Genomic DNA, 22987 nt, shown 5'->3' with positions numbered 1-22987 from the left:
GGGCGGTTCGCGCCCCCTGCTCCCTGCGTCACGAAGGGTCGGCCTTCGTCCCGGTCACGGTCGTCAGCCGAGCGGCGCCGTGCGCCACCAGTCGTCGAGGATCTCGCGGCCGGTGTGTCCGGGCCACGTCGTCACCAGGGTGTACTGCGCATGCGGTGGCCCGGTGAAATTGGTGACGACCCAACCGTCGACGACGCTGTCCCGGCTCGCCGACGCCGGACCGTCGCGCCAGCTGATCTCATCCCCGGGGTAGCCCTTGAGGCCGGTGGTGACGCCAGCGCGTGATGGTGACGTCGGTGTGTGCCACACCACGAATCCGACGTTCGTGGCGTCGGTGCACGAGATCCCGTCGATGCCGTTGCGGACGACGGCCTCACAGTCGGCATCTCCCCATCCCGGCGCCTCGGGCGTATCCGGCAGGAGTTGCGGGAAGGCAGCGGCGATCGGGGCGACGCCCGCCGGCCACGGCGGCGGTGTGGTGCGCGCGCCGAGCAGCATCACCGTTCCGACGACGACCGCGACGATCGCCGTGGCGACGAAGAACGGCGCGATCAGCCGTCGTCGACGCATCGACGGGGAGGCCGTCGGCGGGGGCGCCAACGGTGGGGGTGTCGGCGGCCGGTTCACCGGCCCGGCCCCCCGCGGCCGGTCGGTGACGACCTCGGTCGGCCGATCCGGATGACCGGCGGGCTGGAACACGCGCGGGACGCCGGCGGCCGGCCCCGCGTCCACGACCTCCGTCGTGTCGGAATCGGTTGCGGCGGACTCATACTCGGATTCAGGGTGGCTGGCGGGGATGATCTCGGTCGGCGGTTCGCCGTCGGAGTGGGTGAGGTGCAGGGCGAGCTCGGCCGCTCGGACGAATTCCGCGCAGGTGCGGTATCGGTGTTCTGAATCGGCGTCGAGCGCCCGTGCCAGCACGGCGTAGAACGCCGGCGACACTGCTCCCGACACCCGGTGCCGAGCGACCGAGCTTGTGCCGGTCACATTCGGCCCGCTCGCTTCACTCCCGGCGCCGGTGAGCATTTCGACGAGGGTACGTCCCAATGAGGCGACATCGGCTGCCGGGTGCGGCATCTCGTCGCCCGCTATCGGTGCGGTGAGGCCGAAACCGGTGAGCGTGACGGCGCCGGGCCCCGACGCCCCGGCGACGGTCGGGTCTGCGGAGCCGTTGAACAGGATGTCGGCGGGGGAGACGTTGCCGTGGACCAGGCGCCGGCGATGGGCCGCGTCGAGCGCCTCGCCGACGACGGTGACGACGCGCACCGCCAGATCGATGTCGATGCCGTCGGGGTGGCGCCGGATCAGCAGGGCGGCGTCGGAGGCGGGCACGGGAGCCACCGCCACCCAGGCGCGGCCGTCGGCGATGCCGTGTCCGGTGATGCGCGCGATCCCGGGATGCGCCATCGCGGAGGCCTTTTCGATCGCATCCCGGAACCAGTTGCCGAACGCGGGAGTGATCGAGGCGGCCCGGTCCACGACGGTGAGCAGCACGCGCTCGGCGGGCGCCCCCGGATAGGGGGCCGTCGCCAGGTAGTCGGCGCCGGCGACGCGTCTGCGCAGGAGGCGCTCGATGCGGTGACGCCCGACGAGAGCGCCCGGAGGAAGTGGTTCGTCGTGGGTCGGACCGACGGACACGGCGCCTCCCTCACCTCACGTGAAAGGACCGACTCTACCGGTCAGAGGGCGTCCACCGGGGCGAACAGGCGCCGGGCGACCCCGCCCGGGTCATTCGAAGAGGACCGGCGCGGAGTTGAACAGCATGACGATGAAGAAGAACAACAGGAACCACGCCGCCCCCTGCCACACCTGCCAGCGACCGTTGCGTTTCCAGACCCGGTACGTGCGGTACAGCATGGTGCTCGCGCCCAGGAGAACCACGACGGGAGAGGCGACGACCAACACGGTCTGGAGGGGATCCGACGACGCATGCGCGAAGAACAGCAGGCCGAGTCCGAGTGCGACGGTGATCCCGATGTGGATCATGATTGCGCGAAAGTCGTTGGTGCCGTTCTGCGGAAGGGGTGACGTCATGGTGTCCGCCAGGTTACACGGCGCCCGAATCGTGGAGAAAGCGACGGTGGTCGGGACCTCGTACTCATTGCCGCGGCAACGGCGCCGGGGCAGGATGGGGGCCGGGGCCGATACCGGGCCGTCCGGGGCGAGCCCGGGCCGACCCGCGGCCGAACCGAAGACCCCGCCAGGGGCCGTCGCGATCAGAGGAGATGAGCCACAACATGAATGCGATACTCGTCGGCGTGGACGGGTCGGACGCGGCCACGGGCGCGGTGCGCTGGGCGGCGCGGGCGGCCGCTGCCGAAGGTCTCGACCTCAAGGTCGTCGGTGCGTACGACGCCAGCACGAGTGACTACGCCCCCGGCCTGATCATCCCGCAGGACGTCGTCGACGCCATCCGCCAGGACGCCTCCGACGCGGTCCATGCGGCCGCCGACGCCGCCAAAGAAGCGGCACCCGGCGTGACGGTCGCCACCTCGATCGTCGACGGCGACGCCGCGCGCGTGCTGCTCGAGCTGGGCAAGGACGCCGCGATGATCGTCGTCGGCACGCGCCGTCTCGGCAGCGTCAAGGGCCTCTTCCTGGGTTCGGTGAGCACCAGTGTCGCCGCTCACGCACACGGCCGGGTCACGGTCGTCGCCGCCGAGGGCAACCCCGACGGACCGGTGGTCGTGGGGGTCGACGGTTCACCGGTCAGCGATGCCGCGGTCGCCGAGGCGTTCCGGCAGGCCTCGCTGCGCAACGTGCCGCTCCGCGCGGTACACACCTGGACCCCGCTCGACGCGGACGCGCTCCACGGGTACGGCATCGGCGCCGACGAGGTGGCACGGATGACCCAGGACGCGGTCGAGGTACTCGCCGAGCGCCTCGCCGGATACGCCCAGGACTACCCGGACGTGACGATCGAACGATCAGTCCTGCCCGAGGAGCCGGCGAAGGCGCTGCTCGACGAGGCGGGCGCGGACGCATCGCTGCTCGTGGTCGGCAGTCGCGGCCGCGGTGGCTTCCGCGGACTCCTGCTGGGCTCGACCAGCCAGAAGGTGATGCACCACGCCGACTGCCCGGTGATGGTCGTCCGCACCTGACCCCACGGTGAGCGCTGCCCGTCGTCCCCGGTCGCGCACCGGGGACGACGCCGTCGGAGGCGCTTACCATCGACCCATGACGCTGAAGAAGCTGGAGCTCTCGGTCGGCGAGCTGGCCCAGCGAGCCGGGATCGCCCCGTCGGCGGTCCGCTTCTACGAGGACCAGGGCCTGATCTTCAGCCGGCGCACCTCCGGGAACCAGCGCCGCTACCACCGGGCGATGCTGCGGCGCGTCGCATTCATCCGCGCGTCGCAGGTCGCCGGGATTCCGCTGTCGGTCATCGGCGAGGTGCTCGCCGAACTGGGCGACCACGAGTCGCCCCCGAAATCGATGTGGGAAGCGGCGTCGAAACGCTGGATGGACGACATCAACCAACGCATCGCACTGCTCGAGAACATGCGGGACATGATCGGGTCCTGCGTGGGTTGCGGTTGCCTGTCGCTCGGGGAGTGCCATCTCCTCAACCCCGGCGACGAACTGAACAAACTCGGCCCGGGGCCGCGGCGACTCCTCACCGAGCAGTAGCCGTCTCCGCCAGTTGCGATGTCGGGGAGCAGAACAGGCGGCGGTACTGTTGGCCCATGGCTCGACCGTCGCGCGTGGCGCTGGCTCTGGGAAGTGGCGGCGCCCGCGGTTACGCGCACATCGGGGTGATCGCCGAACTCGAGGCGCGGGGGTTCGAGATCGTCACCGTCGCCGGCTCGTCGATGGGTGCTCTCGTCGGCGGGTTGTATTGCGCGGGGAAACTCGACGACTACGTGGACTGGATCTCGGGTCTGTCCCAGCTCGACGTCGTCCGGTTGCTCGACGTCTCGCTGACCAAGCCGGGCGTCATCGGGGCCGAGCGGATCCTGCTGCGGGTGCGGGAGATCCTCGGAGACACCGCGATCGAGGACCTGCCCGTCCCGTTCACCGCGGTCGCCACCGATCTGAACGCCGGCCGCGCGGTCTGGTTCCAGCGCGGTGTCCTCGCCGACGCCCTGCGTGCGTCGATCGCGATCCCGGGCGTCATCAGCCCGCACGAGCACGGTGGGCGGCTGCTGGCCGACGGCGGGATCCTCGACCCGCTGCCGGTGGCGCCCACCTCGACGGTGCCGAGCGATGTGACCATCGGCGTCATCATCGGTTCCGACGGTGGCCCGGAAGCGGGCGCCACGCGCGAACAGAAGGCCAGGGGACTGCTGCGGCGCAACGTGGCGCCGATCCTCGACAACGAGTTCATCCGCGCGGTCCGCGACCGGCTCGGCCACGAGATGCCCTCGGAGGAGGCAGCGGCGTCCGATGCGGCGGTGGCCGCCACCGGTGGCGGCGCCGTCGCGGTCGATGCCGCGGCCGAGTCCGGCTCCGTCCCGTCCGCCGAACAGGTGGCGCCCGCGTTCGGCGTCGACGAACCGGCCCGGATGGGACGCGTGGAGGTGCTGAGCCGGTCGCTCGACATCATGCAGGAGGCCCTTACCCGCTACCAGGTCGCCGGCTATCCGCCCGACGTGCTGATCCGGGTACCCCGCCGGACGGTCCGCACGCTCGACTTTCACAAGGCCTCGGAGATGATCGAGCTCGGCCGGACCCTCACCGCGCGGGCCCTCGACGACCTGCCCGAGCTGCCATGAGGCAGATCCCCCGCGGCATCTGGGTGCTGCTGTCGGCGAACGTCGTCATCGCACTCGGATACGGGTTCATCGCGCCCGCGCTGCCGACCTTCGCCCGCACCTTCAACGTCTCGTTCACCGCCGCGACCGCGGTCATCTCGGCGTTCGCGGTGATGCGCCTGGCGTTCGCGCCCGCAACGGGACGGTTGGTCACCGTCTTCGGCGAGCGGCGCATCTACCTGACCGGTCTGCTGATCGTCGCGGCCAGCACTCTGGCGTGCGCGTTCGCCCAGTCCTACTGGCAGCTGCTGATCTTCCGCGGTCTCGGCGGCATCGGGTCGACGATGTTCAGCATCTCGGCGATGGCCTTGCTGATCCGTATGGCGCCGAGCGACATTCGCGGTCGCGTGTCGGGCTTCTTCTCGGCGGGGTTCCTCATCGGCAGCATCACCGGTCCGCTCATCGGGGCGGCGCTGGTCGGCTTCGGACTCCGGGTCCCGTTCGTGGTGTACGCGGTCGCGCTGCTCGTCGCGTCGACGGTGGTGGCCACCCAGTTGCGGGAAGTGATCGCACCGGATCAGGCCGACGGCCCGACGGGCGGGCTGATCGGTTTCCGGACCGCCCTGCGCGACAGCGCCTACCGGGCGATCCTCGCGTCCAACTTCACCCAGGGCTGGGCGTCGATGGGGGTCCGGGTCGCGGTGGTGCCGCTGTTCATCACCGAGAGTCTCGGTGCCGGAGCGGGAATGGCGGGAATCGTGCTGGCGATCTACGCCGCGGGCAACGTACTGGCGATCCTGATCGCGGGCCGTCTGTCGGACCGGTTCGGACGGCGACCCATCATGCTGCCCGGACTCGTCATCACCGTCGTCGCCACCATCGCGCTCGGGTTCTCGCCGAACGTGGGCGTCGCACTGGCGTTGTCGGTGGTCGCCGGGGTGGGCTCGGGACTGTTCGCACCCACCCATCAAGCCGCTCTCGCCGACGTCCTCGGCAACCGTCAGCAAGGCGGTTCGGCGCTGGCCGCCTACGGCATGTCGTCGGACCTCGGTGCCGTCACCGGTCCGGTCATCGTGGGATTCGTCGCCGATCGGGTCGGTTTCGGGCCGGCGTTCGTGCTGACCGGGGTGGTGGCCGCGGTGGCGCTGGTCCTGTGGATCTTCGCGCGCGAGACCGCGCCGGTGATCGTGGGCGACGGTCCGACGATGACTCCGACCGACACGAAGGCCCGCGCAGACGATGAGTGATGTGCGCGGGCGGACGACGAATTACGGTTGAGCGATGACCGCGCCCGCCTACGACTACGCCCTCGGCGCCGACTCGGAGGTCGGCACCCTGCGAGCGGTCATGCTGCACCGCCCGGGCGACGAGTTGCGCCGGCTCACCCCGCGTAACAGCGACCAGCTCCTGTTCGACGGGCTGCCGTGGGTCGGGCGTGCGCAGGAGGAGCACGACGCCTTCGCAGAGGTGCTGCGCGAGCGGGGAATCGACGTCTATCTCCTCGGTGACCTGCTCGCCGAGACCATCGCGCACAGCGGTGCGGCCCGCATCCAGGGCATCGCCGCGGCGGTGAGCGCGCGGCGGCTGGGCACACACCTCGCGGAAGATCTCGCGACCCATCTGCGGGGGTTGTCGCCGACCGACCTCGCGTACGTGCTGACGGCCGGCATGACGTTCGACGAGCTGCCGATCACACCCTCTGCCGAGCGGTCCTCACTCGTGCGGCGGATGCACCACGGACCCGAGTTCGCGATCGAACCGCTGCCGAATCTGCTGTTCACCCGCGACAGTTCGTTCTGGATCGGCGGCCGGTTCGCGATCACCTCGCTCGCGCTTCCCGCCCGCGCGCGGGAGACGTCACTGACCGATCTCATCTACGCCCACCACCCGCGATTCACCGGGGCGCGGCGGGCCTACGAATCGCAGGTCGCGCCCATCGAAGGCGGTGACGTGCTGTTGCTCGCCGCCGGTGTGGTGGCCGTCGGGGTCGGCGAACGGACGACGCCCGCCGGGGCGGAAGCACTGGCGCGCAGTCTGTTCGACGACCACCTGGCGCACACAGTGCTGGCGGTGCCGATCGAGCAGTCGCGCGCCTTCATGCACCTCGACACCGTCTGCACGATGGTCGACACCGACGCCGTGGTGATGTATCCCAACATCCGCGACACCATGTCCGCATTCACCCTCGTGCACGACGCCGCGACCGACGCGGTCCGGATCACCGGGGAGCGGCCCTTCGTCGACGCCGCCGCCGAGGCGATGGGCATCACCAAGCTGCGTGTCATCGACACCGGGCTCGATCCGGTGACGGCCGAGCGGGAGCAGTGGGACGACGGCAACAACACCCTCGCCCTCGCGCCCGGGGTGGTGGTGTCCTACAACCGGAACGTGGAGACCAACCGGCGACTCCGGGACTCGGGCATCGAGGTCATCGAGATCGAGGGTCGGGAACTGGGATCGGGCCGCGGTGGGCCGCGGTGCATGTCGTGTCCGTTGGCCCGTGATCCCCGGTGAGGAGGAGTATCCGGTGACCCCCGACACCCCGGTGGCGCTCGACGCACTGCAGATCGACCCGGCCTCCGACCGGCCGCCCTTCGAGCAAGTACGAGTCGGCATCATCGAGCTCATCGAGTCCGGCGAACTGCTCAGCGGCGAGCGTCTGCCGACGGTCCGGGCGCTCGCCTCGCGGCTCGGCGTGGCCGCCAACACGGTCGCGCGGAGCTATCGGGAACTCGAGGCGGCCGGCGTCATCGAGACCCGCGGGCGGCAGGGCTCGTTCATCAAGGCGGGTCGCCACGATGCGCTCGACGCGGGTTTCGCGGCTGCCAAGCAGTACGTCGAAACCGCTCGCGAGCTGGGCCTGGACGATCCCGTGATCGTTGAGATACTCAACCGTGCGCTCGGGCGAACTTGAATACCTGAACCGAGATTGATTGGCTTGACGAATGACAAGTGAACAGGATGTGATCACCGGGCGTCCGAAGCAGACACTGGACCCGGTGGTCTTCACGGTCACCGCGGTACTGGTCATCGCGTTCGTGATCTGGGGGATCGGGGACAAGGAGAGTCTCAACACGACGACCACCGAGGTGCTGGGTTGGATCACCAAGAACCTCGGCTGGCTGTTCATCCTCTCCGCCACTGGCTTCGTGATCTTCGCGGTGTTCCTCGCCGTGTCCAAGTACGGCCGGATTCCGCTCGGCCGCACCGGGGAGAAGCCGCAGTTCCGCACCGTGAGCTGGATCGCGATGATGTTCAGTGCCGGCATGGGCATCGGCCTCATGTTCTTCGGTGCCTACGAGCCGCTCTACCACTTCGCCAGTCCGCCACCGGAGATCGGCTCCGACGACATCCGCGCGGCCATGGCGACGACGATGTTCCACTGGGGTTTCCACCCGTGGGCCATGTACGCGGTCGTCGGGCTGGCGCTGGCCTACAGCACGTACCGGCTGGGCCGGACCCAGTTGATGAGCGCGGTGTTCACCCGGCTCCTCGGACCGCGGGTGGCCAACGGCCCGGGCGGGAAGATCATCGACATCCTCGCGATCTTCGCGACGCTGTTCGGGACGGTGGCATCACTCGGCCTCGGCGCGCTGCAGATCGGATCGGGACTCGACACCCTCGGTTGGGTCAACGAGCCGACGAAGATGCTGCTGGTCGCGATCATCGCCATCCTCACCGCCGCGTTCGTCGCGTCGGCCGTGTCGGGGATCGCGCGCGGCATCCAGTGGCTGTCCAACATCAACATGGTGCTCGCCATCGTGCTGGCACTGTTCGTGTTCGTCGTCGGACCGACGATCTTCATCCTGAACCTGCTGCCGACGACCCTCGGCGCCTACTTCACCGATCTGACGAGCTTCGCAGCCCGCTCGGACGCCACGATCATGACCGAGGAGGGTCATCAGTGGCTGGCGGACTGGACGATCTTCTACTGGGCGTGGTGGGTGTCCTGGACCCCGTTCGTGGGTCTGTTCCTCGCGAAGATCAGCCGCGGCCGCACCATCCGCGAGTTCGTGATCGGTGTGATGGTGGTGCCCACGACGGTCTCGCTGGTCTGGTTCTGCGTCTTCGGCGGTACCGCGATCCATCAGGACATCGAGGGCACCCTGGCGTTCGATCCGGCCACCGCGGCCAGTGAGAGCACGCTGTTCGACGTGCTCGCCCACCTGCCGTGGACCGGGGTGGCCTCGGCGCTGGTGATGATCCTGGTCGGCATCTTCTTCGTCTCCGGCGCCGACTCCGCGTCCCTCGTGATGGGCACTCTCTCGCAGCGCGGCGTCGAACACCCGTCGCGTCCCCTCACCGTGTTCTGGGGTGTGCTGACCGGTGTCGTGGCTGCGCTGCTGCTGGCCATCAGCGGCGACGACGCCCTCGACGGCATCAAGACGATGGCGATCATCGCCGCGTTGCCGTTCGTCGTGGTGATGATCGGCATGTGTCTGTCGCTCTATCTCGACCTCCGACACGATCCGCTGATCGTCTCCCGCCACGTGCTGACCGCTCAGGTCGACGAGCATGTCCGGGACCAGGCCAACGCCATCGCGACCGGGGAGCTCGAGGCGATCGATGCCGACGCGATACGACACCTCGAGAAGATCGACCCCGACTACGTCGACCAGGCAAACGGATCGGCGCCCGCCGAGCCGACGGTCGACCCGGGGCCGGACGACGAGCCTCGGGACAAGGGCACTCACGGCACCGACCGGTTGACCGGACCGACGGTGTGACAACCCCCACCGGGGTCGGCAACCGATCCCGGTGGGTGAGTCGTCGTCGGGTCGGTGGGTCCTCAGCCCTGTCCGACCGCCCCGGCGAGCGCTGTGCCGAAGGTCTTCGCGGTCGCCCGGTCGAGCCGGGAGGTGGTGACGCGCAGACCATTTCGCTGCTCGGCCCCGTCGACGGCGAATACCGTCCCGGGTTGCACGGCCCACCCCAGGCGCGCCAGTTCGACGCCGACCCGCTCCGCGGGCACCTCGGGCGGAAGATCGACCCACACGTTGATCCCGTCGGGCGGTCCCATGGTCGACGCCACCCCCCGGGCATCGAGCACGTCGATGAGAAGTCGTGTGCGACGGGCGTATTCGAGGCGTGCGGTGGCGATGAGCTCGGTCGTCGCCGGATCGGTGAGCAGGTGCGCCGCGGTGGTCTGCAGCAGGTGGCTGACCCAGGGGCGGCCGGAACGCAGCCGGGCGTCGAGCGCGGCGGCCGTGGTCGGGTCGGCATCGACGAGCGCGACCCGCAGATCCGGACCCAGGAATTTCGCGACGGACCGGACGACCGCCCAGTGTCGGCTGTTGTCCGGGATCACCCGCTGATAGTCGCGAACCGACAGGAGTGAGAAGTGGTCGTCTTCGATGACGAGCACCTCGGGGTATCGCTCGAGAACCGTGCGTAGTTCATCGGCACGAGCCGCGGAGAGGGCGATCCCGCCGGGGTTGTGACCGCGGCAGGTGACGATGACCGCTCGGGCGCCCGCACCGAGCGCCCGCGCCAGATGATCGGGGCGCATGCCGTGCTCGTCGAGCTCCATGGGGAGCGCGCGGTACCCGTTGACGCGGATCGTGCCGACGCTGGCGAGGAAGCACGGATTCTCCACTGCGACGCAGTCGCCGCGGACGAGGTGGGTGTTCAGCAGCCGCTCCATCGCGTCGACGGCTCCGTGGGTCGCGATGAGTTCCCCCCGTTGCGGGTGCTCCCCGAACAGCACCGACGCCGCCTCCCGCAGTGCCGGCGCCACCGCGGCGGTTCCGTACATCGTCGGTCGGTAGGGGGCCGCGGCGATCGCGGCGCGCAGGTCGGGCAGGAGATCGGGATCGGGATTGCCATCGGCGAGGTCGATGGTGTCCGCGGGAGCGGCGAGTTCACTGCCGGGGTGGAGCCGGTCGGCGACCACCGTTCCGCCCCGGCCGCGGGTGTCGGCGGCGCCCACCGAGACGAGCTGCCGGTACGCAGCGGCCACGGTGTTGCGGTTGACTCCCAACTCGGCTGCGAGTTCACGGATCGGCGGCAATGAGTCGCCCGGTCGCAGACGGCCGGAGACGATGGCGTCTCGCACGCTCTGGACGATGGCCTGCACCGTCTGCCCGGTGATCACGACGCTCACCACGACCTCCCTACTGATCAAGATCACGTTCTTTTGTCCTAGGACAAATGCTACGGTGGTCGCACGGCACCGAGATCAGGAGTTGTGCGCCATGAACCGAAGTCCCGAATCCGCCCGTCCGACCTGGGGTCGCCAGGTTGCCTACTGGTACGGCGGGCGACTGCCCGCCTCGATGACGGAATGGGTCGGCAACGACCTCGCCGGTCCCGGTGCGTCCGTGCGGATGGTCGCCCGGTGGTCGATACCGTGCATCCTGCTCCTGCTGCCGATGTTGTTCGTCCCCGCCCCGTGGGGAGTGCGGATCACCATGACGATGCCGATCCTGCTGTCGTACCTGTTCTTCTCCATCGCCCTGAACCGGGTCTACCGTCGCTACCGACTGGTCCAGCACGGACTGGACCCCGAGCTCGTCAACGCCGTCGATCGTGTGAAGAACGCCGACCTGTACGCCGAGTACCACCGGAAATACCGCGGCGAGAACGGCCGGCCGGTGTCCGTCTCCCGGTAGGGGACCAGGCCGCGTCACGGTTGCTCAGCCCCAGCTCGGCAGCCAGATCTGCTGCCGCCACAGGCTGGGCGAGATCGGGGAAGCGGTGAGGATCGGCCACAACCACACGAAGTTGGTGACGACCAGACCCACGTAGATCGCCACCACCATGATCGCGAGGGCCCGACGCTCGGGCCGGGCGCGGGCGGTCGCCGCGGCCGAACGCAGCAGGTCGCCGCAGCACAGCGCGAGGCCCATCACCAGGAACGGCGCCAGCACGGTCGCATAGAAGAAGTACATCTGCCGGTCCAGGGCGAGGAACCACGGCAGGATCCCGGCTAGGTAGCCGACCAGGGCCGCCGCGTACCGCCAGTCACGCCGCACGATCCACGACCACAGTCCCCACAGCAGCATCGGCAAGGCCAGCCACCAGAGAGCCGGCGACCCGATCAGCATCTGCGCGCGCACGCACTCGCCCGCGCCGCACTGGTCGGGACCGTTCTCGAGCGCGTACAGCATGGGGCGCAGGCTCATCGGCCACGTCCACGGCTTGGACTCCCACGGATGTTGGTTGCCCGCCGAATTGGTCAGCCCCGAATGGAATTCGAGGATTCCCGACTCGTAGTACCACAACGATCGCCAGGCGCCCGGCACCCAGGCGAACGGTCCGCCCGTACCGATCGTGTTGCCCACCTGATAGCGGTAGACGGCCGTCTCGCTGTTGAACCAGGGCAAGTAGGTCAGGAAGTAGATGACGACCGGCATCACCGCGAGGCTCGCGCCGCTCGGCACGACGTCGCGCACCAGGGTGCCCACCCAGGGGCGTTGCACGTGGTACGCCCGGCGGGCGGCCACATCGAGGCCGATCGCCAGTGCGGTGAAGAAGATGACGTAGTAGATGCCCGACCACTTGGTGCCGCAGTTGAGCCCCAGCATCACGCCGGCGACGAACCGGTACCACCGGAAGCCGAGGCGCGGCCCGAAGGGACTGTCGGCGATCCGGCCCTCGCGGTACACGCGGTCCATACGCTCCCGCACCTGGTCGCGGTCGGCGACGAGCGCGGCGAAGGTGGCCACGATGAACAGCGTCTGGAAGATGTCGAGCATGCCCATCCGGGACTGCACGAACAGCACGCCGTCGCAGATCGCGAACACACCCGCGATCGCTCCGACGAGCGTCGAACGCGTGAGCCGTCGAACCGCACAGTAGATCAACACGACGATGAGGACGCCCGAGATGGCCGGTGCGACGCGCCATCCGAGCGGGCCGTAACCGAAGACCGCCTCCGAGGCGGCCAGCATCCACTTGCCGACCGGCGGATGCACGACGAGGCCGTACGCCGGGTTGTCCTCGATCCAGTTGCCGCCGGTCAGCACCTGCCAGCCCTGCGGGACGTAGTGCTTCTCGTCGAAGACCGGCGTGCCCTTGTCGGTGGGGTGGGTCAGGGCCCAGAAGCGGGTGATGGTGGCCAGCAATGCGATGACCACGCCGACGAGGAGTCCACGCCCGCGGTCGGGGGCACCGAAGAGCGGTGCGGGCACGTCCGGGCCCAGGCGAGGTGGCACCCGATCGATCCTAGTGGTCCCTCGTAAGCTGGCTGTCGATGAACGCCGCCCAGTCCGACTCGCCCCAGCTCGACGACGATACGACCGTGTCTCGTGACGCCACCGGGGACGCCGATCCCGGTCCCGGTCACTCGTCGGACGCGCGCGGCCGGCTGGTGTTGGCGGCCACCCCGATGGGACAGGTCGACGACGCCTCGCCGCGTCTGCGTGCGGCGCTGCGGACCGCGGACATCGTCGCCGCCGAGGACACCCGTCGCGCCCGTGCGCTGGCCGCGGCGCTCGATGTCGAGATCGGCGGGCGGTTGGTCAGCTATTACGACCAGGTCGAGGCCGCCCGTACGCCGGGTCTCGTCAGCGCGATCGCCGAGGGGCAGACCGTACTGCTCATCACCGACGCCGGGATGCCGTCGGTCAGCGATCCCGGATACCGCGTCGTCGTGGCATGCGCGGACGCCGGACTTCCGGTCACGGCACTGCCAGGACCGTCGGCGGTGACGACGGCCCTCGCGGTGTCGGCACTGCCCTCCGAGCGGTTCTGTTTCGAAGGGTTCGCTCCCCGCAAGCCCGGCGCCCGGGCCGCGTGGCTGCGCGAACTGGTGTCCCAGCCCCGGACCGCGGTCTTCTTCGAATCGCCGCACCGGCTCGCCGACACGCTGGCGGCCGCGGCCGAGATCCTCGGTCCGGACCGTCGCGCGGCGGTGTGCCGTGAGATGACCAAGACCTACGAGGAGGTCCGGCGCGGCGGACTCGCCGAACTCGCGGAATGGGCGAGTGGGGGCGTCCGCGGCGAGATCACCGTCGTGATCGCGGGTGCGGTCGCGGCCGAACCCGACATCGACGACCTCGCCGATCGAGCCGAGGAACTCGTGGCCGGCGGCATGCGCCTCAAAGACGCCTGCGCCGCGGTCACGCAGGGTTCCGCTGCCTCTCGACGCGACGTCTACCAGCAGGTGCTCGAAAGACGTCGAGCTGATCCGGGCTGACGCGCAACTCCACCCGCGGCGCGAGGCGGTAGGGGCGGCTCGAGACGAGCGCGCCGACCACCCGGCGCAGCCGCGACAGTTCGGCGCGCACGCTCACCGTGTGGCCGTCGTCGCCGAAGAGCAGCTGGCTCAACCGCTGTGAGGTGAGGCCCTGCTCGCCGGCGTCGGCGAGCAACAGCAGGATCTGGGCGTGGCGACGGGTCAGGACGGTGCGCCACGGTTCACCGTCGCCGGTCACCGTGACCGTCGGCTCACCGTCGAGGGAGAGCTCGGCCAGGACCGGGCCGGACGGACCCGCCGGACGCACCAGCCATCCGCGGCCGAGACGTTCGACCACACAGATCCCCAGTCCCGGCACGAACTGACGCATGTCGTCCGTCGGGACCGCGACGCGCACGGGCGGGGTGCAGCCGCGGCCTTCGGCCACCCACCCGTCGTCGTCGATGAGCAGTCCCGGTCCGTGCAGGCCGGCCAACTGCGCCTGGCCGGAAAACCGGAGTTCGGCGAGCTCTCGCTGGTGGGCGAGGGTGATCTCGTGTTCGCCGAGTGCGGCCAGCGCCGAGGTGAACGCCGATGCCGCCGGCTGCATCTCCATGGCCGGGCCCGCCAGGCCGGCGATGGCGATCATGTCGCCGGTGCGGTGGTCGTGCACCGGCACCGCGGTGCAGAAGAGTCCGTGCAGCGAACTGTAGTAGTGCTCGGCGCCGAACAACCGGGTCGGGCGCTGGAGATGAACCGCGAGGCCCACGGCCGTGGTCGCGGTGGAGTTCTCGTCCCAGCGGCTGCCCTCGACGAGGTCGAGTCGATCGGCCTCCGGGAGAACCGACGCCGAACCTCCCCGCCACAGCAGCACGCCGTCCGCGTCGAACACGCCCAGGGTCATCGATGCGTCGTCCGCCGACTGGGCGAACAGACGCTGCAGCGGCTGCACCGCGTCCCGTAGCGGGTGCGCGGCCCGGCGTGTCTCGAGTTCGTCGTCGGAGATGTGGCCCGGATCGTGCGTGTCGACGGTGGACCGGTGTCGACCCGACCGGACACGACCCCATGATTCGACGACATCCCCCGGGACCTCGGCACGCGGGGTGCCGCCCGACATGAAGGCATCGTGGTCACGGCGCAGATCACGATCGAGCACCGCGAGATCGGTGGACGACCGGATGGGCACAGTCATGGCGGAATCGTACCCAAAGCGGCACTCGATCATGCCGATCCGCGCGACCCCACGATGCTCGCGGCCTTGTCGAGGCACTCCTGCCATTCCCGGGCCGGGTCGGAATCGATGGTGATCCCACCGCCGACACCGAGGGCGAGGGCCCCGTCGGGTGCGATCTCCACGGTCCGGATGGCGACGTTGAGATCGAGGGCGCGGTCGGGTCCGGCCATGCCGATGGCGCCGCAGTACACACCGCGAGCATCGGCCTCCCAGTCGTCGAGGAGTTCCATCGCCCGCAGCTTCGGGGTGCCGGTGACCGACGCCGGCGGGAACGTCGCCGCGAGAACGGCGTCGTTGCCCGTGCCCGGTGCCACGATGGCCTCCACCCGCGAGACGAGGTGCCAGACGCCCGGGGCGGGCACGACCGACAGGAGCTCGGGTACCCGCACGCTGCCGGTCACCGCGATGCGTCCCAGATCGTTGCGGACCAGGTCGACGATCATGATGTTCTCGGCGATGTCCTTGGCCGACGCCGCCAACGCGTCGGGGTCGGCGTGCGCGGGCAGGGTGCCCTTGATCGGCGACGACGTGATGATGTTGCCGGTCCGGCGCAGGAACGTCTCCGGCGACAGGCTCGCCACTGTTCCCCAGTCACCTTGTAGGAAAGCGGCTTTCGCCGGTGCGGTGGCGCCCGCGAGTTCGGTGAAGAAGTCGACGGGGTCGCCGCTGAGCGTTCCGGTGAAGCGGGTGCACACACAGGCCTGGTAGACCTCGCCGTCCCGGATCGCGTCGAGGCATCTCGCGATGGCGGCGAGGTGCGGAACCCGCTCGGGGGCATGCCATTCCGTCGCCGACAGTGGGGTGGTGGCGCTCGGCCGGGCCGAGGAACGGTCGCCGGCGGCACGGATGGTCGCCGTCACCCAGTCGGGGATGCCGGTGCCGATGGACTCCCATCGGCCGTCGCGGAGCACGAGCACGCCGTCGGTGTGCCCGCCGACGTTCGCCGGCAACGGCGCCTCGTCCGGCCGCACCGGGAACCCGAGGTAGCCGAACCAGAACCGGTCGGGATCGTCGGGCGGGAGGCAGCCGGGCGTCAGCGCGACCGACGGTGCGATGACCGCGTCGGCGTCGTACCAGTCACCGATCAGCGCGGCGGGCGGCGGCAGGCGACGGGCGGCGGTCTCGGCGTGCAGGGCGCGGAGCACGTCGAGCGCCGGCGCTGCCGCAACCGGGCCGGGCAACGCAGATCCCACCCCGTTCGACGCGACCATTCCGGATGCGCGAGTTCAGTTCTCGTATCGCGGGAACACCGGAGTCGGCTTCGGCAGCACGGTTCCCGGTTCCAGCCGGGTGGCGACCGCGGTGAACTGACGATCGACGTCGGCGACGAGCAGATCGAGGATCTTGTTGGACGACTCCGGCATGACCGGCTGGCTCAGGAGTGCGACGATGCGCACGACCTCGGCGCAGACATAGAGAACCGTGCCGGTGCGCTCGAGGTCGGTCTTGGCCAGCTTCCACGGTTCCTGCGCCGAGATGTACCGGTTGGTCTCGGCCAGCGTCGCCCACAGGGTCTCCAGCGCCAGGTGGATGGCCTGGTTGTCGATGTGGGCCCGCACGGCGTCGAGCAGGGAGTCGGCACGCGCGAGGAGCGCGGTGTCGACGTCGGTCAGTTCGCCCGGTGCCGGCAGGGTGCCGTCGAAATATTTGCCGATCATCGACAAGGTGCGCTGGGTCAGGTTGCCGAACTCGTTGGCCAGGTCGGCGTTGATACGCGACACGATCGCCTCGGCGGAGTACGAACCGTCCTGTCCGTAGGACACCTCACGGAGGAAGAAGAACCGCACCGGGTCGAGCCCGAACTCGTCGATGAGGTTCTCCGGGTCGACGACGTTGCCGACCGATTTGCTCATCTTCTCGCCCTTGTTGAACAGGAATCCGTGTGCGAACACCCGCTTCGGCAGTTCGACGCCGGCGCTCATCAGGAACGCGGGCCAGTAGACGCAGTGGAACCGGATGATGTCCTTGCCGATGATGTGCAGGTCGGCCGGCCAGAAGCGCGCGAAGGCCTCCGGGTCGTCGACGAATCCGACGCCCGTGAGGTAGTTGGTCAGGGCGTCGACCCACACGTACATGACGTGTTCGGGATGGCCGGGCACCGGGACGCCCCAGTCGAAGGTCGTGCGCGACACCGACAGATCGGTGAGACCGCCCTTGACGAAACTGATGACCTCGTTGCGCCGGACGTCGGGGCCGACGAAGTCCGGCTGGGACTCGTAGAGCTCCAGGAGTTTGTCCTGGTATGCCGAGAGGCGGAAGAAGTAGGTCTCCTCCTCGGTCCAGGTGAGCACGTGTCCGGTGTCGGTCGCGACGCGGTCGCCGGACTCGTCGACCCGGGTGTCCGCCTCGGCGTAGAAGGTCTCGTCGCGGACGTCGTACCAGCCCGAGTACTTGTCCAGGTAGATGTCGCCGCGGTCGCTCATCCGCTTCCACAGTTCCTCCGACGCCCGCTTGTGGTCCTCGTCGGAGGTGCGGATGAAGCGTTCGAAGCTGGACCCGAGGCGTTCCTGCAGGGCCTGGAATCGGTCGGAGTTCCGCTTGGCCAGTTCCGCGGTGGGGATGCCCTCCGCGGCGGCGGTCTGCTGCATCTTCTGCCCGTGGACGTCGGTGCCGGTCAGGAACCGGACGTCGAACCCGTCGAGCCGCTTGAACCGCGCGAGTGCGTCGGCGGAGATGTACTCGTAGGCGTGCCCGATGTGCGGAGCGCCGTTGGGGTAGGCGATCGCGGTGGTGATGTAGTACGGGCGTCCGCCGCCGTGGGACGCGCCGGACGGATCAGGGCTGGTCAGATCGGGTGCCATAGTGCCCAACAGACTACCGACCGCGCGCGACCGGACCCAATTCCGGTCCGGCCGATTCGGTCGGTTCACACCCACCCCTTTTCGGTGAACCCACGGCCCGGTGTGGACGTGGGTTCACCGAAATGGGGTGGGTGTGCGGCTCATGAAACCTGGCGCTCAGTCCACCGGCCGCTGGTCCAGAATCACGACCGCTGTCCTGGCGACCATGTCGTCGGCATCATGGATGTACACCTGTAGCGCCGAAGTCGATGCGGTACCGGGGATTTCGGCGAGCGCCTGCACCAGCCTCGATCGGACGGCCGCGTCCGGGTCGGCGCCCAGGCGGTCGACGAGCAGGTCGACGATCCGCTCTCGATGTGCCTCGTGGCCGGCGAGGATCTCGGCGGCCTCGACGTCCCGGTCGCCGGCTGCGATGAGCTCGACCAGTGCATCGACCGCAGCGGCGAAGCCGCGACGCCCGAGGGTCAGGGCGGCGATGCGTCGGACCACGGTGTCGGGGTCGTCGAGCAGTCCGCGCAACACCGAGGCGACCTCCGGGGTCTCGTCGACGGCGGCGAGGGCGGTGACCGCTCGGCGTCGGATCGACGGGTCGGGGTCCGACGCGCCGGTGGCGAGACGCTCGACGCCGCCCGGCCGCTGCGCGAGGGCCCAGCGCAGCGCGCCGGCGACGTTGGGATCGGTCTCGGCCAGCAGCGCGTCGGCCAGCGAATCCCCGGACACGCCCACCTCCCCGGCGAGCAGTGCGGCCTGCTGACGAAGCGCCGCATGCTCGGACTGGACCGCACGGAGGAGGCCGATCACACCCAGCACCGACGACCAGTCCGAGGGGCCCGTCGCCCGGACATGTTGCAGGCGCTCGAGGAGTTGCGCGTCGGCGGCCATCCTCGCCTTCGTGTCGTCGACGAGCCGGTCCATGAGCGAGTCCGGCGCGAACTCCGGGTCGTCGAGCGCGAGTCCCACCTCCCGCAGCGACAGTCCGAGCGAGCGGAGACTCTCGACGTGCATCAGCCGTTCGAGGTCGGCGTCGGAGTATTCGCGATAACCGCCCGACGTCCGGCCCGTGGCCCGGACGAGGCCGAGCGAGTCATAGTGGCGCAGCATCCGGTTGCTCAGGCCGGTATGCCGCGCCACCTCGCCGATCAGCACCGCTATGTACCGTCCTCTGACTCGATCGTCGACGAATCCTCCGCCGCGGCATCGCTGTTCACCAACCGTGTCGCGTACTCCAACGCAGTGGCGAAGTCGCTGTCCGGGTTGTCGATCAACCGCTCGGTGGCGGCCACGTGTGCCTGTACCGTCAGATCGCCGCGCCTCTTCGCGGCGGTCAATGGTCCGGCGGCGAAGCCTTCGAGCCCGGCCAGGGCACGGCTGAGACTCCGCTGTACGTCCGTGCTCCCGCGGCCGAGTTCGCCGGCCAGTTCGTTCGCGAGCCAGGTCTCCCGCCCGGACGGGACCAGGCCGACGGCGGTCCGCCACGCGGCGCGCGCCACCTCGTCGTCCGTGTCGTGCAGGAGCGCGACGGTGATCGACGTCCACGCCGATCGATCCCCGATCTTCGACAGGGTGTGCAGGGCCTGGGCCCGCGCCTGTGGGGACGCCGACTCCAGCTCGGTCACGAGTCCGGGAACCGTGAGATCGACGGGCAACCGCGTGAGGGCCCAGGTCAGCATGTCCCGCACGAAGAAATCCGGCTCGACGCCGCAGCGTCGGATCAGCTCCTCGGCGTAGCCGGGATGGGGGTTGCTGCCCGCCGCCATCGCGGCACGCAGCCTCGTCGAGGCGTCGTCGGCGGCGAGCGCCGCCAGCAGGGCAGGGTCGGGCGCGTGGGTTGTCTGGTCGGTCATCGTCGACCACCTCCTTCGCCACCCATCTGAGCGCTTGACACAGTGAGAAGGTCAAGCACCGAGAGCTAGATCTCCCGGCGATACGGTTCGCACCCCGGCGGGGCCTTCGGTGGTTCGCGGTATTCCAGTTCCGGAATGTGCATGGTCATCGGCGCGGATTCGAGCGTGAACTTCTCGCCGTGGTGCGCCAGGTCGATCGGCGGACCCGACAACAACCGGTACGTCGCATTGTCCTTGTCGACGGCCACCACGATCTTCGAGTCCCGGATGATCATGCGGAAGGACATGTAGGTCAACCGCTTCGGCAGCCGCGGTGCGAACGTGATGTTCCCGCCGAAGTCGCGCATACCGCCGAAACCCGCCACGCAGTCGGTCCAGGCACCGGCGAGAGCCGCGATGTGCAGGCCACTGCTGACGTTGTTGTGCAGGTCGTGCAGGTCGGTGAACACGGACTCGGCGAGCAGGTCGTAGGCGAGATCGGGGTAACCGACCTCGGCGGCGGTGACCGCCTCGCAGCAGGCCGACAGCGACGAGTCACGAACGGTCAGCGGGTAGTAGTAGTCGAAGTTGCGCAGCTTCTGCTCGGGCGTGAAGGCGTCCCCGAACAGGTAGGTCGCGAAGACCAGGTCGGCCTGCTTGACCACCTGCTTGCGGTATAGGTCGTAGTACGGGTAGTTCAACAGCAGCGGATAGCGTCCCACCGACGACTCGAAGTCCCAGGCGCCCAACAACGTGAACGACTCACACTGCTGGTGCACGCCGAGCGCGTCGTCGAAGGGGATCGTCATGTCGTCGGCGCACGCTTCCCAGTGCGCCGCCTCGGCGGTCGTGACCCCGAACTGCTCGGCGAGATCCGGACGGCGATGCACCGCCGCCACGGCGTCGCGCAGATTCTGTTGCGCCGCCAGGTTGGTGAAGGTGTTGTTGTTCACGACGGCGGTGTACTCGTCGGGACCGGTGACCCCGTCGATGCGGAACTTACCGTTCACATCGTGGTGCCCGAGCCCGGCGAACAGTCGGGCGGTCTCGACGAGAAGTTCGACGCCGCATTCGGTTTCGAACTGTTCGTCGTTGGTGGCCCGCAGGTAGCGCGCGGTGGCGTTGGCGATGTCGGCGGAGACGTGGACGCCCGCGGTGCCCGCGGGCCAGTACCCCGAACACTCGTCGCCGTTGATCGAGCGCCACGGGAACATGGCCCCGCGTTGCCCCAGTTCGGCGGCCCGGGACTTCGCCTTGTCCATGGTGGAGTGGCGCCATCGCAATTCCTCGCCGGCGGCGGCGGGCACGGTGTAGGTGAGCATCGGGAGGATGAAACTCTCGGTGTCCCAGAAGGTGTGACCGTCGTAGCCGGGGCCGGTGAGACCCTTGGCCGGGATCGCGCGGGACTGACCGCGCGCGCCGGCCTGCAGGACATGGAACAACGCGAAGCGAACCGCCTGCTGCAGTTCGGGATCGCCGTCGAGTTCGACGTCGGCGTCGCGCCAGAAGTCCTCGAGGTACCGGACCTGGTCGGCCTTGAGCGAATCCCAACCGGTCTCCATCGCCATCGCGAGGGCCGCGTCGACCTGGGCGCGCAGCGCCGGCACCGAGCGTCGGGCCGACCAGCCGTACCCCATGTACTTGGTGAGGGTGAGACTCTTGCCCTTCGGCACGTTGGCCGCGATGGTGAGCCGGGCCAGGTCGCCGTCGGCGCGGATGAAGGTGTCGGCCTTGTCGGGGAAGTAGATCTCGTGGTCCATGCCGGCCGCCATGTGCAGGCCGGACTTCTTGGTGTGGTGGACCAGCATGCCCCAGTAGTTGCGACAGGTGGCGAGGTCGGAGACAAGCGGGGCGTCGAGTGCCGCCGCCAGGCGCGGGTCGTTGCCCGGTGCCGGAACCGGCTCGTTGGCCAGGAGATCGGACTGCAGAACGAGTTTCATGTCCTCGTCGACCGGCTCGACCTCGTATCGGATCGCGGCGATCGTGCGTTTGGTGAAGGACACGAGGCGCTCGGACTTGATGCGGACCTTCCGGCCGGTGGGTGAGGTCCACACCGTGTGACGACGCAGGGTGCCGGTCCGGAAGTCCAGCGTCCGTTCGTGCTCCTCGGTACGCCCGTACCGAAGGTCCATCGGCTCGTCCTCGACCAGCAGCCGAATGATCTTGCCGTCGGTCACGTTGACGACGGTCTGTCCGGATTCGGGATATCCGTAGCCGCTCTCGGCATAGGGCAGGCCGCGCAGCTCGTAGAAGCCGTTGAGGTACGTGCCGGGATGATCGACCGGCTCACCCTCTTCGAAGGACCCGCGTAAACCGATGTGCCCGTTGGACAGTGCGAACAGCGTCTCGGTTCGGCCCAGCATGTCCAGATCGACGCCGCCGCGCCACTTCAGCTGCCACGGATGGATCTCGAAGCCGAAATCGTGGCCGTGCTCGGCGGTCATGCGGGGAGCAATTCGACGAGGTCCTTCACGACGATGTCGGCGCCGGCGGCACGCATCGCCTCGGCCTGGCCGCCGCCGACCCGGTCGATGCCGACGACGTAGCCGAAGGCTCCCGCGCTCCCGGCCGCGATGCCGGAGATGGCGTCTTCGAAGACGACCGCCGCGGCGGGCTCGACGCCCATCAGTTCGGCGCCAAGGAGGAACGAGTCGGGTGCGGGTTTGCCCTTCAGGCCTTTCGACACGATGTCGAGTCCGTCCACCCGGACCTCGACGAATTTCGACAGGTCTGCCGCATCCAGCACTGCTGCTCCGTTCTTCGAGGAGGTCACCACGGCGATCCGGAGACCGGCGTCGCGCGCCGCCTCGAGATATCGCACGGACCCCGGATAGGCCTGCCCGCCGTCCTCGGCCAGGCTGACCAGGAACATGTCGTTCTTCCCGTCTCCGATCGCGGTCACGGTCTGCGCGTCGACATCGTCGATTCCGCGAGAGGCGAGGAAGGCCCGGACGCCGTCCTCACGGGGACGTCCGTCGACGTAGTCCAGATAGTCCTGGTCGGTGAACTCGACGAAATCGGCGTGGTCTGCGCCGCCCGCACGGGCGGCGAGAAAGGCGTCGAACGCCTTCTTCCACGCCTTGCGGTGTAGCACCGCGGTCTCGGTGAGAACCCCGTCGAGGTCGAACAGTGCGACGGTGATCGAATCTGGCAATCCCAACACGCTTCGCCACGCTACCCGTCCCGGGCGACTCCGGCGCGATTTGCGTGGCCACCCCGGGTGTTTTCTGCCGGCCGCGGGCGCGCGATCGCACGCGTCGTCCCGGACAGCGGTTCCTCCGGCGACGCCTGCGCGCCCGAAAAGGCTTTGACCGGGCGAC

Annotated in this window: 20 protein-coding genes; 9 read left to right on the top strand and 11 right to left on the bottom strand. The window is 69.2% G+C overall.

Features of this window, described 5'->3' with window-relative positions; genetic code table 11:
- Positions 1-63 precede the first annotated feature (63 nt).
- Positions 64-1638: a serine/threonine protein kinase gene (locus B1818_RS06040; RefSeq protein ID WP_078112161.1), complete on the bottom strand. Its 1575-nt coding sequence runs from the start codon at positions 1636-1638 to the stop codon at positions 64-66.
- A 90-nt stretch (positions 1639-1728) separates the two neighbouring features.
- Positions 1729-2034 carry a hypothetical protein gene (locus tag B1818_RS06035; RefSeq protein ID WP_058251465.1) on the bottom strand — a complete coding sequence of 102 codons (306 nt, stop codon included), beginning with the start codon at positions 2032-2034 and terminating at the stop codon, positions 1729-1731.
- 203 nt (positions 2035-2237) lie between these two features.
- Between B1818_RS06035 and B1818_RS06030 the strand changes: the two genes are divergently transcribed.
- The 7 genes from B1818_RS06030 (at position 2238) to B1818_RS06000 (ending at position 9418) form a co-directional block, all read left to right on the top strand.
- Complete coding sequence (locus B1818_RS06030) at positions 2238-3101, top strand: universal stress protein (protein WP_058251664.1); 864 nt, start codon at positions 2238-2240, stop codon at positions 3099-3101.
- Positions 3102-3177: 76 nt separating this feature from the next.
- Positions 3178-3627 carry a redox-sensitive transcriptional activator SoxR gene (gene soxR, locus B1818_RS06025; RefSeq protein ID WP_065630178.1) on the top strand — a complete coding sequence of 150 codons (450 nt, stop codon included), beginning with the start codon at positions 3178-3180 and terminating at the stop codon, positions 3625-3627.
- A gap of 56 nt (positions 3628-3683) precedes the next feature.
- A complete protein-coding gene (locus B1818_RS06020) occupies positions 3684-4712 on the top strand; it encodes a patatin-like phospholipase family protein (protein ID WP_078112160.1) in 1029 nt (342 codons plus the stop codon).
- Positions 4709-5938, top strand: coding sequence for an MFS transporter (locus B1818_RS06015; protein ID WP_058251462.1), 1230 nt, complete (start codon positions 4709-4711; stop codon positions 5936-5938). The genes B1818_RS06020 and B1818_RS06015 overlap by 4 nt, the downstream gene beginning before the upstream one ends.
- 34 nt (positions 5939-5972) lie before the next feature.
- The gene (locus B1818_RS06010) at positions 5973-7205 is read left to right on the top strand and encodes an arginine deiminase (RefSeq protein WP_058251461.1); all 1233 of its coding nucleotides are present in this window, start codon (positions 5973-5975) and stop codon (positions 7203-7205) included.
- A 13-nt stretch (positions 7206-7218) separates the two neighbouring features.
- On the top strand, positions 7219-7605 hold the full coding sequence (locus B1818_RS06005) for a GntR family transcriptional regulator (RefSeq protein WP_231742358.1): 387 nt from the start codon (positions 7219-7221) through the stop codon (positions 7603-7605).
- A 31-nt stretch (positions 7606-7636) separates the two neighbouring features.
- On the top strand, positions 7637-9418 hold the full coding sequence (locus tag B1818_RS06000) for a BCCT family transporter (protein WP_176455887.1): 1782 nt from the start codon (positions 7637-7639) through the stop codon (positions 9416-9418).
- Between the two features lie 62 nt (positions 9419-9480).
- Here B1818_RS06000 and B1818_RS05995 read toward each other — a convergent pair whose 3' ends face one another.
- Positions 9481-10794, bottom strand: coding sequence for an aminotransferase class I/II-fold pyridoxal phosphate-dependent enzyme (locus B1818_RS05995; RefSeq protein WP_078112218.1), 1314 nt, complete (start codon positions 10792-10794; stop codon positions 9481-9483).
- Positions 10795-10885: 91 nt separating this feature from the next.
- Here B1818_RS05995 and B1818_RS05990 point away from each other — a divergent pair, with 91 nt between their 5' ends.
- Positions 10886-11302, top strand: coding sequence for a DUF5313 domain-containing protein (locus tag B1818_RS05990; RefSeq protein WP_068972385.1), 417 nt, complete (start codon positions 10886-10888; stop codon positions 11300-11302).
- A 24-nt stretch (positions 11303-11326) separates the two neighbouring features.
- On the opposite strand, the gene B1818_RS05985 is transcribed toward B1818_RS05990, so the two are convergent.
- Complete coding sequence (locus B1818_RS05985; RefSeq protein ID WP_254859583.1) at positions 11327-12847, bottom strand: dolichyl-phosphate-mannose--protein mannosyltransferase; 1521 nt, start codon at positions 12845-12847, stop codon at positions 11327-11329.
- Positions 12848-12885: 38 nt separating this feature from the next.
- Between B1818_RS05985 and rsmI the strand changes: the two genes are divergently transcribed.
- On the top strand, positions 12886-13830 hold the full coding sequence (gene rsmI, locus B1818_RS05980) for a 16S rRNA (cytidine(1402)-2'-O)-methyltransferase (RefSeq protein ID WP_058251457.1): 945 nt from the start codon (positions 12886-12888) through the stop codon (positions 13828-13830).
- On the opposite strand, the gene B1818_RS05975 is transcribed toward rsmI, so the two are convergent.
- The 7 genes from B1818_RS05975 to B1818_RS05945 form a co-directional block, all read right to left on the bottom strand.
- Complete coding sequence (locus B1818_RS05975) at positions 13754-15001, bottom strand: helix-turn-helix domain-containing protein (RefSeq protein ID WP_058251456.1); 1248 nt, start codon at positions 14999-15001, stop codon at positions 13754-13756. The genes rsmI and B1818_RS05975 overlap by 77 nt on opposite strands.
- 29 nt (positions 15002-15030) lie before the next feature.
- On the bottom strand, positions 15031-16254 hold the full coding sequence (locus B1818_RS05970) for an aminodeoxychorismate synthase component I (RefSeq protein ID WP_068972388.1): 1224 nt from the start codon (positions 16252-16254) through the stop codon (positions 15031-15033).
- A gap of 15 nt (positions 16255-16269) precedes the next feature.
- Complete coding sequence (gene metG, locus B1818_RS05965) at positions 16270-17844, bottom strand: methionine--tRNA ligase (protein WP_068972389.1); 1575 nt, start codon at positions 17842-17844, stop codon at positions 16270-16272.
- 156 nt (positions 17845-18000) lie between these two features.
- Positions 18001-18990 carry a HEAT repeat domain-containing protein gene (locus tag B1818_RS05960; RefSeq protein WP_078112157.1) on the bottom strand — a complete coding sequence of 330 codons (990 nt, stop codon included), beginning with the start codon at positions 18988-18990 and terminating at the stop codon, positions 18001-18003.
- A 2-nt stretch (positions 18991-18992) separates the two neighbouring features.
- Positions 18993-19688: a HEAT repeat domain-containing protein gene (locus tag B1818_RS05955; protein ID WP_078112156.1), complete on the bottom strand. Its 696-nt coding sequence runs from the start codon at positions 19686-19688 to the stop codon at positions 18993-18995.
- A 65-nt stretch (positions 19689-19753) separates the two neighbouring features.
- A complete protein-coding gene (locus B1818_RS05950) occupies positions 19754-22111 on the bottom strand; it encodes a glycoside hydrolase family 65 protein (protein ID WP_058251451.1) in 2358 nt (785 codons plus the stop codon).
- Positions 22108-22830 carry an HAD family phosphatase gene (locus B1818_RS05945; RefSeq protein ID WP_078112155.1) on the bottom strand — a complete coding sequence of 241 codons (723 nt, stop codon included), beginning with the start codon at positions 22828-22830 and terminating at the stop codon, positions 22108-22110. Before B1818_RS05945 ends, B1818_RS05950 begins: the two co-directional genes overlap by 4 nt.
- Between the last annotated feature and the right edge of the window lie 157 nt (positions 22831-22987).

The sequence above is a fragment of the Gordonia sp. IITR100 genome (genome assembly GCF_002009645.1).
In the GTDB taxonomy this organism is placed as follows: domain Bacteria; phylum Actinomycetota; class Actinomycetes; order Mycobacteriales; family Mycobacteriaceae; genus Gordonia; species Gordonia hongkongensis.
The sequence above is the reverse complement of the archived record's forward strand: the minus strand, read 5'-3'. Positions and strand labels throughout refer to the sequence as shown.